Source organism: Tessaracoccus flavescens (assembly GCF_001998865.1).
GTDB classification, from domain to species: domain Bacteria; phylum Actinomycetota; class Actinomycetes; order Propionibacteriales; family Propionibacteriaceae; genus Arachnia; species Arachnia flavescens.
Window position 1 is genome coordinate 2,980,104 of record NZ_CP019607.1, and the last position, 13,902, is coordinate 2,994,005.

Sequence of the window (13,902 nt, forward strand, 5' to 3'; positions counted from 1 at the left end):
TCAGTGTCGCTACTGGTGAAGTCATACCCTGCCCAGGAAAGGAGATGAGGGCGCAACCCCTGCGGGATCGCTGGCTGCCAGACGGGCATGCACCCACCCTAGGCAAACCCTGGCCCAGAAGCAGAGACTTGACTGACGACCATTGTGGTGTCGCTACACGCCCGCCAGTCACGACCGCCACGCCCGTAGCGACTCGATCAACGTGTCCGGTCAGTACAGCTAGACCAACTCCCACCGCGACGGCGGAAGCCCGGTGGATACGCTCACGCGCTGGAGTGCTTCATACTGGCCATCGAGATCATCGGCACCCTCGCCACGGCCGCGGCGGCGATCTTTGCCGGCTGGGCGGCTGTCACCGCCAAAGGGATGGTCGACCTGGAACGATAGCGCGATCGGACCTCAGCCAAGGAACAGCAACTACGGCAAGCCCGCCTCGTCGTCGTCGACGTCGTGACCTCGCCGCTCCGCTCCATCACAGACGAAACGATCGAGGCTATGAGGACCGACACTTCGGCAGTGCCTCTGGAAGAGGACACCCCCATCGCGGGAGTCGATGTGATGGCGACCGTGCTCAACGCCGGCCGAGAACCCATCCGAGACCTGATGGTCAAGGTGGTGATGGGACCTTCTACCTTCGGACCAATAGGGCTCGGCCCGATGCATCCCGATGCAAAGTTCTGGGTTGCCGCACGGATGTTCTCGGGCAGTGACACCGCCCGAGTGGACCTCTACTGCCGGTTCAGGGACGCGCAAGGCCAGGTGTGGCAAGTCCACAACCACGGCGACGGCCCCGAACTCCTTGAGCCTGTCGATCTCGAGCAATGGCGACGAGCTGCCGGCACGTTTGATGCTGAGGCGATGAGCCGCGCCGAGCGAGGCCTGGTATCCGACGGTCGCAGTTTCGACGGGATCGACCGCCTCAGACAGGGAAATGCCCTGCCTGTTGAGGGATGGGTTCATTCAGCCCTGGTCCCCAAGCCGGGAGAGCACATACCCGTCGACGACAGCCGGTGGCCCTGGTGGATGGATCAGGCCGGTTGGGCTGATCAGGCCACGTAATCTGCCGTGCTACTACTCGGCGTGTGAGGCGGGTTGCCGTAGCGCGCGGGAGACCGAGCTGGCGCCGACGTCGAGGACCTTGGCGATGTAGCTGATACTCGCCCCTTCCTTGCGCATCCGTCTGGCCTGCTCGACGCGCTCCGGCGTCATCACAGTGGGGCGACCACCGACCCTTCCCTGGGCCCTGGCGTACTCCAGTCCTCGCTTCGTGTTCGCGCGGATCTGGTCGACCCGGAACTGAGCGAACACGGCCATGATCCCCACGAACGCCTGCCCGGCCGGCGTCGACGTGTCCACATCCAAGGCCGGTTCCGTCAAGCTCTTCACACTGACCCCGCGACGGCCCAGGTCGTGCAGGATCTCGATCGCCATCACTTCAGTGCCGGCGATCCGGTCCAACGCCCGGATCACTAACTGATCCCCCGCGCGGAGGTAGTCCAGGCACGCCAGCCATTGCGGCCGATCTGAGCGTCTGCTCGACTCGCCGTGGTCGACGAACACCCGCTCAGCCCCGGCAGCGCGGAGCTCGGCCTCCTGCGCTTGCGGGTTCTGCTCCCGGGTACTGACCCGGGCGTAGCCGATCTTCGTCACAACTCCCGCCCCAACTCTTCGCGGGAGCGGGCCTCCGGCTCGGGTGCTCGGTGGCGCTCGTGCCTGCCGGCTTCCTCAGCGGCGGCGACCCGCTGCAGGGTTGCCCTGATCTGCCCAATCGAAGCCCTCGGTGCATCGCTGGGGACCTGCGGTGCGGGCAGGACGGCCTTGTCCAGGACCGCGGCCAGTCGATCATTTCGTCCGGTGTCCTGGCCGTGGAACCGCGCCTGGACGAACTCGTCTCGCAACGCAGCGCCAGGCGCGAACTGATCGGTTGCCAGTTCGTAGCCGGCCTGGCGGGACAGCTGCGAGTAGAACACGAACTGCGCTCGCGTGTTGCCCTCCCGGAAGCTGTGCACCACGTTGACCTCCCGCCAGCTCTCCGCAAGCTCGGAGACGAAGACGGACTTCTCAAGCCCACGCAGCAGGCTCTTCCGAGCCAACTTCGCGTACTCCGCCTCCGCGGCCGCCGTCAACGACGGCCCCGCCCCGTAGTAGGCGTGACCGTCCTTGGTCATGAACTGCCCCACCGGCGCGACCCGCTCCTGACCTGCCCACTCGTACACGTCCTGGAAGACATGCGCGTGGATCGCCTTCATGTGGTCGTAGTCGAACGCCCCGGTGATCTGATTGCCTAGCTCGATGATCCGCACGGCCGTCGCGATCTCCTCGAGGACCTTCAGCTTTGCCGGATCGGGTTCGCCGTACGGGTGCCCGGGACTCGTGAACTTGTTCCGCAACACAGACGTACCTGGGATGAAGTAGTCATCCCAGGTACGGAAAGAGCCTGAGCGCGCCATCACCCTTGGACGTGACGGCGCGCGTCGGCAACAGCCTGCTCCGCAGTGATCTCTTCCCGAGCAACCCGTTCGAGCAGGTCCTTCAGCACGGGATCGGTGACCTCATGACCGGCGACGCCCAAGGCTGCGCGAGCAAAGCTCAGCCTCGTGTCGGCCTCGGCCTGGCTGGGGGCGGTGCGGGTGGTGGCAGCCATGGTCTGCTCCGTTCTATGGGCACTTCTATTCTACCAGCCCAGCCGAAAACGTTCCATAGGCGGTTTCGGTTGGTTTGGGTTTCGGTGGGGGTTTTCGGCACGCCATCTGCCGCTCAACTCCATGTCGCAGATCTCGTCGTCGTCGATGAGCCGAAAACGACCGTTACTGGTTCACCATCGTTCACGTCCCAGCAACGTCGAGCCGGGCCTCGTTGTCCCCCTGCAGCGGTACAACGCGGAAGAGCCAGAGGCTACAGCGTTCGTGGAGTCTGTCTCGAAGTTGGACCAGGGCTCTATTGAAATCAAACTGGACGCAGTCGACTACACCACGCAGGACCTTGAAGAGACCACCATTCAACTCTTCGAAGACCATGCCCTCGCGGAAGAAGTCTTCGGCTCCGTGCCGCAGGAAATCGGCTATACCGATCAGGGACTAGATGTGACCTTGGCCGAAGGTGCACCTCTGCCACGAAGGTCCTCTGAATCCCTTTTGGGAGTGCCGACCACGGTGCGGGTGGCAACTGAAGAGCCGCCCACCTCAGATGGATGGCAGACTAGCGGCGCAGATCAATCACCCTGGACAGGCGGATCTGCCATCAACAGCGGGACGGGTCTCTGTACTTCCGGGTTTACCTGGGACAAGTGGACGACGCGAGAGAAGATGGGGTCCACAGCGGAACATTGCTATCAGCTCGCCAGCCCACAGCCAGCCACTCAGACATGGAAGACCCCTCCCGGAACAACCGTGGGTAACCGATACTTCTTCAACATCGCGGCCGATACACAACTCATACGCGCCGCATCCGGAACGAGCTTCCGCCCAAGAGTTTGGGTCGGGTACAACGATCCTCGGACGGTGAAGGAATATAAGTCGAGTGTCCCGGCGACCCAGGTGGTTGCTCTATACGGGCGCACGAGCGGATACCATTCCACCACCGTTCTTGGGCATTTCCCTCGGACAATGCTTGATGGATCAACGACTGTCCTCGCTCGGACCAACTCTAACGTCTGCCAGCCTGGGGATTCTGGCGGGCCATGGTTCTACGCTCGCGGCGACGGAAACATCGTGGCCGTGGGGCAGCACGTCGGCGAATGGAGCAGGTGTGAGTTCGTCCAGATCGGGACAATCAGCGCATCCCTTAGCGCTTCTGTCTATCTTGGCTAATAGAACGGTTGCGTTTATCTGCGTGGTGGGGCTCTCCCTCGTGGCGAGCCCCACCACCTTGTCTATGACGTGTAGTCGGTGAACATCGCCTTGACGATCACGTTGACGTCACCGGCAGCGGATTCGATCTGAGACCGGAGTTCAGGGTCGAGGCGCACAACCTCCACGAGCAGGGCCGGGTCGTGGAAGTCGCCGGCGTCTGCTGAGCCTGATAGGTACTGGTCCCCCGGCAGCGCCGCCGCGACCCGTTCCAGCGCAGTCTCCCGCTCGCTCAGCGTGGACTTGTCAGAGTCACCCACACACAGGGGGCCTCCCCACACTGAGCGCAATGCCTTGTAGGCGCTGTCGCTGTCGCCTCGGACCAGCACGTTCACCAGGCTCCCACCGTCGGAAGTCCAGAGCGACACCACGGGCAGGGTCGCTGCGACTTCTGTGAGCTCGTTCCAGTTCTGCGCTGACCCCGTCGCGGGGTCCGCATTTCGCGTCGGATCCGAACAGATCGCAGCCATGTCGCGCTCGTCGCTGGGTGCAGGCGCTGCAGCCTCGGGCGGTTCTACGATGGTCAGTGTGCCTTCGGCGCTAACGGGATCTAGTCGCCCAATAAGGCGGTACGCCTTGTCGGTGTACCGAATCCCGTTTGCCTCCTGATGGTCGACCATGTCCCAGGAGAACTCTCCTTTGACAGTCACGCCTTTGCAGGATGGGGGAAGCATTTGATAGACCAGCCCAACGCAGAAGGTGACGTCTCCGTTGGGCTGCTCGATCAATTGGGACTCGCCGACGACGAGGTCATCTGCAGGTGATGAGTTGCTGGGAACGGACGTTGGGGCTGGGCTTGCGACGAGTTGTTGTGGCGCTGGGTTGATCTGGCTGATGACTCCGACCCCGGCCGAAATCGCGACGAGGGCGATCGCTATGCCCGCGAGCCTGGACCGCCTGGCGCGGCGCTGGGCACCGCTGGCCCACTGGTCGGGTGTCGGGGGTTCGGGCACGCCCCTCTCGAGCAGCGCGCGGACCCTGTCTTCCTCGTTCATACTTCCTCCTCGATGAGATACCTCGACGCTCGCAGCGCTAGCAGCGCTTTGTGGGAGTAGGCCTTGACTGTTCCTTCGGCCAGGCCAAGGGTTTCGGAGACTTCATGGATGGTCCGGTCCTCGTAGTAGCGGAGCACGAGCACTGCCCGGTGGTTTCTGGGCAGTTCGGCCAGAGCGCGCGCGAGGTCAAGGGACACCTCAACCGATTCGTCGACGCTCGCGATCTCGTGGTGTTCCGACGAGGGAATCTCGCCACGCCACTTCCGTTGCCACCAACTACAGAAAGTTCGATACATCGTGGTTCGGACGTAAGACTCGAACGTCTTCTCGTTGCCCTTGTAGTGCCGGTAGGACTTGGCGAGAGCCGTTTGGAGCAGATCCTCTGCCTTGTGAACATCGCCAGTCAGCAACCATGCAGCTCGCCACAGGTCGCGCCCTCGAGCGCGAACGAAGTCTTCGAACCCGGCAGATGTCATCTGAGCCTCCTTGCCAGTTAAGACTCATTGGGAAGCCCGGAAGGTTACCTATGCGACAGGAGGGCATCCCGTAGGTGTTCCAGCCGGTCGATCAGATCGGAGGGGTCTGTCGGAATTTCTGTGTAAGTGGTCATGGCTAGTTGATGCCTAGGCGGTCGCCGTAGGTCATGGCCAGGATGTTGAGGATGTTCTTCCATCCGGCGATCTGGCCGGTTGGGTTGGGCCGGTTGGGTTCCCGGTGCCGGATGGTCAGGTATAGAACCTTCAACGCGGCCGCTTCGTCGGGGAAGTGTCCACGACGTCTGGTCGCGGCCCGGAACCGAGCGTTCAGGGATTCGATCGCGTTGGTGGTGTAGACCAGTTTGCGGATCTCCGGCGGGAACGCCAGGAACGGCACGAACTCGGCCCACGAGTTGCGCCACAGCGCGATCATCGCCGGATACTTCGCCTGCCAGGCCTCGGCGAACTCCTCGAACCGGTACTCGGCATCGTCGATCGTCGCCGCGGTGTAGATCCCGCGCAGCTGGGCGGTGATCTTCTGCCAATGCTGCCTCGACGAGTAGTGAAGCGAGTTCCGCACCAGATGCACCACACAGGTTTGCACCACCGCCAAGGGCCAGATCGCTGAGATCGCCTCGGGCAGCCCTTTCAGCCCGTCGCAGCACACAATGCATGCGTCCATGATGCCGCGGTTCCTGAGGTCTGTCAGCATCGTCATCCACTGTTTCGCGCCCTCCCCTCCCGAGGGCCCGACCCAGATCCCCAGCACGTCACGCAACCCTTCCAGGTTCAGACCCATCGCTACATAGACGGGCCTGTTAGCTACGTTTCCCTCGCGGATCTTCAGAATGATCGCGTCGATGATGATCACCGGATACACGCGATCCAGCGGGCGGGACTGCCACACCTTCAGCTCCTCTGCGACCTTCCCGGTCACGGTCGAGACGGTGTCGCGGGAGATGTCGGTGTCGTAGATCTCGGCCAGGTGCGCAGCGATGTCGCCGGTGGTCATGCCCTTCGCGTACAGGCTGATCACCTGCTCATCGAAACCTGACAAGCGGCGCTGATGCTTCGCCACGATCTGGGGTTCGAAGGTTCCCTCCCTGTCGCGGGGGACCTGAACGGTGACCTTGCCCACCTCGGTGGTCACGGTCTTGGGTGTCGACCCGTTACGCGAGTTGCCACGGTTCCTGCCGATCGGGTCGTGTCTGTCGTAGCCCAGATGCACGCTCATCTCGGCCTCGAGCGCGGACTGCAGGACCTGCTTCGTCAGCGCCGTCAGCAGCCCGCCCTCGCCCGTGAGCGCGATCCCGCGTTCGCCGGCGGTCGCGACCAGATGCTCAGCCAGCTCTGCCATGTCAGGACCCCGAACCGCCGGCACCGCCGGCTCGAGCTCAGGGTGCTCATTCTGCTCGTTCATGAAGTGATGCTCCGTTCCCCACGAGCCCTGCCCGGGGAGCCACGCCACCACCACTTACACATAGTTCCCGACAGACCCGGCCCAGGTGGGAACGAACGTCAGATCGGTGACCCAGAGCCGGTTCGGAGCCGTTGCGGTGAACTCCCGCTTCACCAGATCCGGATGCCGTCCCGCGGCGAGATCCGGGCGGGTGGTCCTGACTCGCTTCGAGCGCGTCGCGCCCTCAATCCCGGCAGCGCGCTCAGCCGGCCCGTCTGGTCGCGACCGATATCCATCCCGGCGCGGCGGGCAGCCCTCCAGAGCTTGCGGACCCCGACGCCATCTCGGCTCCTGACGACGACGCCCCGGCCCGACCGGGCCGGGGCGTCGACTGGGCGTCAGATCGTCCAGGTCACCTGGCGTCCGATCGTCCCGCGCAGGTGATCGACGGCCTCGGGGCCGGAGGCCGCGTCCAGCCGGGCTTGCATCGTGTCGATCCGCGCCCGGATGCCGAGCCGCTCGGCCGCGTCGGCGTTGGTCGGCTCGTCGATGAAGCGCGACATCGCCACCAGTGCCTGCCTGGCGTGGGCCGCGTCCACGGCAGCCTGCGCCTCCAGGCGCTCGCGGTACCAGTCGGAGGCGAGGATCTCCTGTCGCTCGAACATCGCCCGGAACGCCTCGTCGTGCAGGCCGAGCCCCTCGGACGACGAGCCGGTCGCCATGATCTCCAGCAGCGCCCTGATCGGCGGGACCGCAAGCGCGATGGTGCCGTCGTCGAGGTAGGACTGCGCGACCCGCTGGTGCGTGGTCACGATCGTGCGGACCGACTCGGCGTAGGCCTCGGTGTCCTGCAGTTCGGGCTTGAGCATGTTCTCGGAGAACACGACGTGGGGATGCATGAAGATGCGGCCGAAGTACTTCGACTGGAACTTCGCGGTGATCCGGTAGCCGAGGCGGCTCGCCTCGATCGTCTCACCGTCGAGCTCGAAGTCCTCGACGCGCTCGAGGGCGCCCTCGGTGACCAGATGCGAGGCAGTCCGCTCCTCGGGGGCCATCCGCGAGAAGAGCTCCGGGACGAGCAGCGAGATGTCGTGGTCGACGCGGACGTTGGGGCCGATCACGCCCGCGCTGGAGAGCCAGCCATCGTAGCCGGTGAGCGCGAAGTCGAGGAAGACCGCGTTCAGGTCGATCACCGACGGCAGGGCGTTGAACGGCCCCTTCGTCATGGCGCCCTCTGAACCGGCACCAGTCGTGGAGGGGCTCTTGCCCGTCATCGACGAGATGAACTCCATGAACAGCTCGGGCAGTTCCATGTAGTGCAGCGGCGAGTAGCAGCACAGCGGCGGCACACCCTGCTCGGCCGCGTTGTTGCGCCGCCCTGCCGCCACCACGTCGACGGGAAGTCGCAGCGGGGCCTGCATCGGGAGCCGACGGTGCAGCCGCGAGACGAGCTCTGCCGTCGCGGTCTCCTCGGGGCGCGAGATGTCGGGCCGCACCTGGAGGTAGCGCGGGTTCTTCGAGCGCTCCCCGTTGATCAGGCGTGGGTTCGCCGAGCACACGAAGTACCCGGCGCCGGCGTCGTCGCCATCGGCCATGCCACGGATCAGGTCCTGCATCGGCTTGGTGAAGCGTGAGAAGTTCACCGCGTCGTCGACCATGGCCTGGGCGTCCTGGCGCGTCAACGGCTCGAAGTTGCTGAGGAAGGCGCCCTTCGAGACGTCCGCCTCGGTCTGCTTGTCGTAGCCGCGGTGGATCGCGTCGTCGGGACGCTGGAAGAGCAGCTGCTCACAGTTGGTGACGTACTTGCGCGACAGGCCGTCTGTGCGCCCCGCGACCGCGCCCGGGACGACGATGCTCGCCGTGATGTCGTCCTCGGTCTGCACCTTCGTCGCCGGGTGGAAGTCGTGGCGAAGGCCGAACAGTCGCCACGACCCGTCGACGGCGAAGCCCACCCGCAGCATGTTGACGGTGATCTTGTCGCCGTCGAGGCGAAGCGCGTGCCCGGCCCGGCCGTTGATCCGGCCCACCGAGAAATGCGCGGGCCAGTCGTCGCCCCACTCGGGTCGGTAGAAGCGCTTGACGACGAAGACCAGTTCCTTGATGTGGTGGGGGATGTCGTCGACCCACGCGTTGTACTCGTCGGTGAAGTCGTGGCTCGGGGTGAGCAGCTTGATCACGGAGCCGACGCTGCGGTCGTCGTCGAGCAGTGGCCGGTCGTCGACCTGGACCGAGTCGCGGAACCGGGTGGAGTAGTCGCGGTCGATGATCGCGGCCACCTGTTCCATGTCGTCGACGAAGTCGTTGACGTAGGCGTTGCCGATCACGAAGGCGTCGGTGATCGACTTGGAGATCTCCGACTTGCCCCCGCCGGAGACGGTCGCGGGCTTGTGCGCGGAGGTGGCCTCGGGCGAGGTGCCCAGCAGCGTCCACTGGTCGCCGTCAGCCTCGAGGTGGGTCAGCTCGACGATGTAGCCATCTGGACCGACGTAGCGGGTCCGCGCCCGAAGGGGGATGCTCTGCGTCACGCCGTCGCGGGTCCAGGTGACCGTGCAGTCACGCAGCGAGAAGGACGACTCCTCCGGCACCAGGATGAGGTGGGGCTGTTCGAGGTCGAGCGCGTGCCCCTCGGGTTGGCGCTGGAAACGCTCCGGGTTGCGCGCGATCACGTCGTCGATGGTGTAGCCGGGGTCGGCGTAGGTGCTGGTGAAGGCCTGGCCGAGGTTGTAGCGCGGGAACGCGATGGCGCCGCCCGCGTGCTCCTCCTCGACCATGCCGAGCAGGTTCGCGGCGTAGCTGATCTGCGCCTTGACCTCCTTCTTGCAGTAGCCGAAGTAGTTGTCCGCGATCACGGTGACGATGACGCCGCGCTCGTCGCGGGCGCAGGCCTTGAAGGCGGACCCGCCGTTGTAGCGCTCGTCCTCGTCCCGCCAGCACATGCCGTCGCGGCGCTGGCGTTCGGTGGCGTCGTCCCAGTGGGGGAGGCCGAGTTCCTTCTTGGTGAGCTTTGTCAGGTGCGGCGCGAGCACCACCATGCCGGTGTGTCCGGTCCAGAACTGGGGGTCGAGGGAGGCGTCGTTCTCGGGAAGGTACGGATCGCCGCCGTTGCCGAAGATGCCCTCAACGAAGTCCAGGTTCGCGATCAGGGTGCCGGGGGCGAAGAACCGCGTCTCCATCCGGCGCTCGGCGGTGTATCCGGGCACCTCCGGCACGACGATCGGCCTCAGCAGCAGCGAGACCCAGCACTGCGGCGGATCGTCCTGGCCGGAGGTGTAGGGCAGGACCTTCGCCGCGGCGGGCGGATCGAAGGCGTGTTCGAGGAGGCGGCCGAAGACGGCGCGTGGAACCTCGAGCTTGTCGTCCTGCACCGGGAGGCCGCCGTCTGCGATGTGGAAGACACCCTTTGTCGTGCGCCGGTCGTTTGCGGGGTTATGCAGGATGCCGTTGACCAGCCGGTAGCTGGTCAGCTGCTCGGAGACGAAGGTGTCGGCGCCGACCGGCAGCGACATCTCCCGGGCGAGGCCCGCCTGGTCGAGCGCGAGCGTCTGGCGCGGAAGCCTCGGCTCCGCGCCGGTGCCCTCGAGGTAGGCGTCGAGGAAGTTCTGGATCCGGGTGTCGACGGCCGGGAGCCGGTGCTGGAGTCGTCGGTTGAGTTCACGCTGTCGGGCGAGGACCGGCCGCACAAGGTCGCCGGCGCTGCCCTCTGGGAGTGGGATCCCGAGAAGGCCCAGCCGGAGGTTGATAGCTGCAGTTTCCGCGAAAGTCGCCATGCTCCACTATCGACCCACCCTCCACACCTGTAAATGAGGGGTGCCGGTAGTGCGCATCGACCGTGCCACTACGATGCGAGCACCTCACTGGGCCCGGATCGCCGCGAGCGGCGACAGCCGCGACGCACGGAACGCCGGGGCGAGACCTGCGAGGGTGCCGATCAACGTCGCAAAGGCAACAGCGCTGACCATCAGCCACACCGGGATCACGGAGATGCTGGTGGGCCCACCCGTCATGTCGCCCATCATGGAACCGGCAAGCGAGTTGAGGATCGACGATCCGAGCAGGCTGAGCAGGAGACCGATCACCCCGCCGAAGAAGCCGATCGAGGCCGACTCGAAGAGGAACATCCTGCGGATGTCGCCCAGGCCTGCGCCGAGCACCTTCATCACCCCGATCTCACGGGTGCGCTCGTACACGCTCATCATCATCGTGTTGGCGATGCCGATCGCGGCGACCAGGAGGGAGACGAAGCCGATCCCGCCGAACACGGCCTGGACCACGACCGCCTGCGACTGCGCCTCCCGGATCCACTCGATGGACGCATCTGCGCTGTACCCCTCGTTGCGCAGGGCGGTCAGCACGGCCTCGGCCGCTTCGGGATCGGCCGTCTGCAACTGGACCATGGAGTAGACGAACCCTGGTTTCGGCTTGCCGTCCGAGGTCGCCGGCTGGTTGGGCAACGCCTTGCCAGGCATCGCCTTCTTGAGCACCTCGAGCATCGAGTCGAGCTCGGAGTAGACCACCATCGAGTTGAGGCTCCACTCGACGTTCGGGTCGCCCTGCACCACGCCGGTGACGGGCATGATCACCCGCTTGGGCCTCGTCTGCGGCTGGGCTCCGTCACCCTCGTCGCCGCCCTGGTCCTGCAACGGCATCGGGCCGCCCATGGATGACGTGTCGAAGTCGAGGAAGAGGGTCTGCCTCTGGAAGTCGACCGGCAGCAATTCACCTGTGGCCTCGTTGAAGAACTGGGCGGGGATCATGTCGCCGAGCACCACGCCGGGCGCCGAACCGTCAGGCATCGAGCCCCAGGCGAGCGGCAGGTCGAGCTGGTCGATCATCGACTGGGGGACAGCCTGGATCTGGAACCACTGCGACGCGCCGTCGACCTGCCCGATCGCGTCCACGTTGTAGATCGGCCAGGCGTTGTCCACCCCCGGATACTGGGCCAGCTGCGCGACCAGCTGCTCGTTGAGCTCGGTCGGGAGCCCGCGCTCGGCGGCGTCTGGGGGCACACCGTAGACCGACACCTGTCTGAGGGTCGCGTTGGAGGCCATCGAGTCCATCGTCGACTGCGTGACGCCGATGCCGAGCGAGACCATGACCACGACCGAGGTGGTGCCGATGACGACGCCCAGCACCGTCATCAGGGTCCGGAACGGCCGCTGTCTGAGGCTCGCCGTGCTGGTGGCGAGGAGGTCGGTGAACCGCATGGGTCACTGCCAGTCGTCGCCGATGAGCGGGTCGCCCGCCATCGCCGCGAGCGACGCCTCGTCCTCGCGCCTGGCCCTCCTGCGCTTCGCGGCACGCACGATCAGGATCAACGTGATCAGGGCGATGAGGGCGACCGCGCCGATGACCACCGGGACGACGGGGAACGACGCCGGCTCCGGCTCGACCTCCATCCCCGGATCCTCCATCCCCATGTCGACCGGCGCAGCGGCCTCTGCCACCTCGACCGGCACCTCCTTGTCGAGGGTGAAACTCTTGCCCGTCACGTCCTCGTAGCTGATTGTCACCTTGACGGGCGCGGAGGCGGCCTCGACAGCGGTGACCGTCATGTCGACCGAGCCGCTCGTCCCGGCGTCGATGGTTCCGACGAAGGCCTCGGTGGGGGCGATCGCCTGCCCCTCCGCGATGCTCGCCTTCGCGTTGAACAGCTTCGCCTTGCCCTGATTCTGGATGGTGAAGGTCATCGAGCCCTGCTGTCCGATGGTGAGGGCGGCGGGGGTGAGCTGGGGCACGGACGCGTCAGCGCGCAACTCCTGGTTGACCTCGATCGCGAGCGTCTCGCTCGACTGGTAGGCGTTCGCCTTCGTGTCCTCGTACTCGATCGCGATCGTCAGCGGATACGGCTTCGCCTCGAGGGAGGGCAGCGCCCGGAAGGTCATCGTCTGGCCGGAGACCCGTTCGGCCCGGATCCGGGAGATGTAGAGCGAGGACGAGCCTCCCTGCGGCAGGAACGCCGAGTCCGGTGACGACACGGTCACCTTGATGTTCTGCACCTGGGTCAGCTTCGAGGTGTTACGCAGCGAGAAGTTCACCGTGAACTCCTGGCCGGCGAAGATCGTCTGCGGCTCGATCACGAACCCCTCGACCATGACGCGGGGCACCGACACGCCGGGAGGCCCCTGGGTGGTTCCTCCGTCAGAGCCGTTGCCGCCTGTGTCGCCCGATCCGGTGTCTCCGCTCCCCGTGTCCCCGGTGCCGTCGCCGTTGCCGCTCCCGGTGTCGCTCGTCGAGGTGTCACCTGTGTCTGCCGGATCGCCTGCGGCACCCGAGACGGGAACCAGGCACAGCCCGAACACGAGCAGGAGGAGGGAGATCACGCGCGCAGTGTGCTTCATGGCTGGTCCGATTCGTCGTGGGTGTTGTGGCTGATGCCGGTGATCCGCCCGTCGCCGATGGACACGACCGTGTCGGCGAACGAGGCGATGTGCTGATCGTGGGTGACCATGATCCAGGTCTGGTTGAACCGTGCGATCACCGTGCGGAAGAGGCGAAGAGTGCGCTCGGCGGTCCTCGAGTCGAGGTTGCCCGTCGGCTCGTCCGCGAAGACGATCGCCGGTTGGACGGCCAGCGCCCGGGCGATGCCGACGCGTTGCTGCTGGCCGCCCGAGAGCTGGGACGGCCGGTGGTGGAGGTGCTGCGCGAGCCCGAGCTGGGTGAGCACCGCCCTTGCCCGCGCCTGGCGCCTCGCCTTCGCCATGCCCTGGAAGGTGAGGGGGAGCGCGACGTTGTCGAGGGCCGTCAGCGAAGGCATCAGGTTGAACGACTGGAAGATGAAGCCGACCTGTTCACGCCGGTAGGCGACGAGCTGGGCCTCGCTGAAGCGGTGCAGCGGCTGGCCCGCGACGTGGATCTCGCCCGCGGTCGGCCGCTCGAGCCCGGCGAGCATGTTGAGCAGGGTCGACTTGCCTGATCCCGAGGTGCCGACGATCGCCGTGAACGATCCGCGGGGGACTGTGAGGTTGACGTGGTTGAGCGCTGCGATGCGGGAGGACCCCACGCGGAACAGCTTGCTCAGATCGCGCGTGACGAGCAGCGGCTCACCCACGTCGGGGAGCGTCGTCGACTGGCGCGTGATGGTCACCTGCTGGCCTCTCGGTCACGTCGGCCAACACTGGCCGACTGGCTGTGACCCTAGTGCAGCGCCGCTGGTCGTCCGGGGATCATCGAGCGAATCGCACCCA

At 65.7% G+C, this 13,902-nt stretch carries 12 protein-coding genes and 1 pseudogene; 2 read left to right on the forward strand and 11 right to left on the reverse strand.

All coding sequences use genetic code 11. From position 1 onward, the window contains the following. The first annotated feature begins 516 nt into the window (after window positions 1-516). Complete coding sequence (locus BW733_RS14430; RefSeq protein ID WP_152024729.1) at window positions 517-1,059, forward strand: hypothetical protein; 543 nt, start codon at window positions 517-519, stop codon at window positions 1,057-1,059. 12 nt (window positions 1,060-1,071) lie between these two features. On the opposite strand, the gene BW733_RS14435 is transcribed toward BW733_RS14430, so the two are convergent. The 3 genes from BW733_RS14435 to BW733_RS14445 are packed head-to-tail and all read right to left on the reverse strand — an operon-like array spanning window position 1,072 to window position 2,644. Further along, entirely contained in the window at window positions 1,072-1,650 is a 579-nt protein-coding gene (locus tag BW733_RS14435) for a recombinase family protein (RefSeq protein WP_077351558.1), read from the reverse strand. Then, window positions 1,647-2,393, reverse strand: coding sequence for a Fic/DOC family protein (locus tag BW733_RS14440; protein WP_202970219.1), 747 nt, complete (start codon window positions 2,391-2,393; stop codon window positions 1,647-1,649). The genes BW733_RS14435 and BW733_RS14440 overlap by 4 nt, the downstream gene beginning before the upstream one ends. Window positions 2,394-2,449: 56 nt before the next feature. Then, window positions 2,450-2,644, reverse strand: coding sequence for an antitoxin VbhA family protein (locus BW733_RS14445; RefSeq protein ID WP_077351562.1), 195 nt, complete (start codon window positions 2,642-2,644; stop codon window positions 2,450-2,452). 121 nt (window positions 2,645-2,765) lie between these two features. Between BW733_RS14445 and BW733_RS17980 the strand changes: the two genes are divergently transcribed. Then, a complete protein-coding gene (locus tag BW733_RS17980; RefSeq protein WP_152024730.1) occupies window positions 2,766-3,809 on the forward strand; it encodes a chymotrypsin family serine protease in 1,044 nt (347 codons plus the stop codon). A 62-nt stretch (window positions 3,810-3,871) separates the two neighbouring features. Here the strand turns inward: BW733_RS17980 and BW733_RS14455 are convergent, their stop codons facing one another. The 8 genes and pseudogenes from BW733_RS14455 to BW733_RS14485 all read right to left on the reverse strand — a co-directional run bounded on the left by BW733_RS14455 (window position 3,872) and on the right by BW733_RS14485 (window position 13,802). Next, window positions 3,872-4,843, reverse strand: coding sequence for an anti-sigma factor (locus BW733_RS14455; protein WP_077351566.1), 972 nt, complete (start codon window positions 4,841-4,843; stop codon window positions 3,872-3,874). Continuing rightward, entirely contained in the window at window positions 4,840-5,319 is a 480-nt protein-coding gene (locus tag BW733_RS14460; protein ID WP_077351568.1) for a SigE family RNA polymerase sigma factor, read from the reverse strand. Before BW733_RS14460 ends, BW733_RS14455 begins: the two co-directional genes overlap by 4 nt. A 136-nt stretch (window positions 5,320-5,455) precedes the next feature. Beyond that, complete coding sequence (locus tag BW733_RS14465) at window positions 5,456-6,676, reverse strand: IS256 family transposase (RefSeq protein WP_077353036.1); 1,221 nt, start codon at window positions 6,674-6,676, stop codon at window positions 5,456-5,458. A 138-nt stretch (window positions 6,677-6,814) separates the two neighbouring features. After that, a pseudogene (locus BW733_RS17985) lies at window positions 6,815-7,053 on the reverse strand (IS3 family transposase); the annotation flags it as partial. A gap of 63 nt (window positions 7,054-7,116) precedes the next feature. Next, on the reverse strand, window positions 7,117-10,485 hold the full coding sequence (locus tag BW733_RS14470) for a PPi-type phosphoenolpyruvate carboxykinase family protein (protein ID WP_077351570.1): 3,369 nt from the start codon (window positions 10,483-10,485) through the stop codon (window positions 7,117-7,119). Window positions 10,486-10,569: 84 nt separating this feature from the next. Then, window positions 10,570-11,922 (reverse strand): ABC transporter permease, encoded by a 1,353-nt coding sequence (locus BW733_RS14475; RefSeq protein ID WP_077351572.1) that lies wholly within the window; start codon window positions 11,920-11,922, stop codon window positions 10,570-10,572. 3 nt (window positions 11,923-11,925) lie between these two features. Further along, a complete protein-coding gene (locus BW733_RS14480) occupies window positions 11,926-13,038 on the reverse strand; it encodes a COG1361 family protein (protein ID WP_152024732.1) in 1,113 nt (370 codons plus the stop codon). 14 nt (window positions 13,039-13,052) lie between these two features. Beyond that, a complete protein-coding gene (locus tag BW733_RS14485) occupies window positions 13,053-13,802 on the reverse strand; it encodes an ABC transporter ATP-binding protein (RefSeq protein WP_237268216.1) in 750 nt (249 codons plus the stop codon). Window positions 13,803-13,902 lie beyond the last annotated feature (100 nt).

Excerpts from the sequence above, each read along its gene's own strand:
- BW733_RS14445 (WP_077351562.1), bottom strand. The coding sequence starts at position 2,644 with ATGGCTGCCACCACCCGCACCGCCCCCAGCCAGGCCGAGGCCGACACG.
- BW733_RS17980 (WP_152024730.1), top strand. The coding sequence starts at position 2,766 with ATGTCGCAGATCTCGTCGTCGTCGATGAGCCGAAAACGACCGTTACTG.
- BW733_RS14455 (WP_077351566.1), bottom strand. The coding sequence starts at position 4,843 with ATGAACGAGGAAGACAGGGTCCGCGCGCTGCTCGAGAGGGGCGTGCCC.
- BW733_RS14460 (WP_077351568.1), bottom strand. The coding sequence starts at position 5,319 with ATGACATCTGCCGGGTTCGAAGACTTCGTTCGCGCTCGAGGGCGCGAC.
- BW733_RS14465 (WP_077353036.1), bottom strand. The coding sequence starts at position 6,676 with ATGGCAGAGCTGGCTGAGCATCTGGTCGCGACCGCCGGCGAACGCGGG.
- BW733_RS14470 (WP_077351570.1), bottom strand. The coding sequence starts at position 10,485 with ATGGCGACTTTCGCGGAAACTGCAGCTATCAACCTCCGGCTGGGCCTT.
- BW733_RS14475 (WP_077351572.1), bottom strand. The coding sequence starts at position 11,922 with ATGCGGTTCACCGACCTCCTCGCCACCAGCACGGCGAGCCTCAGACAG.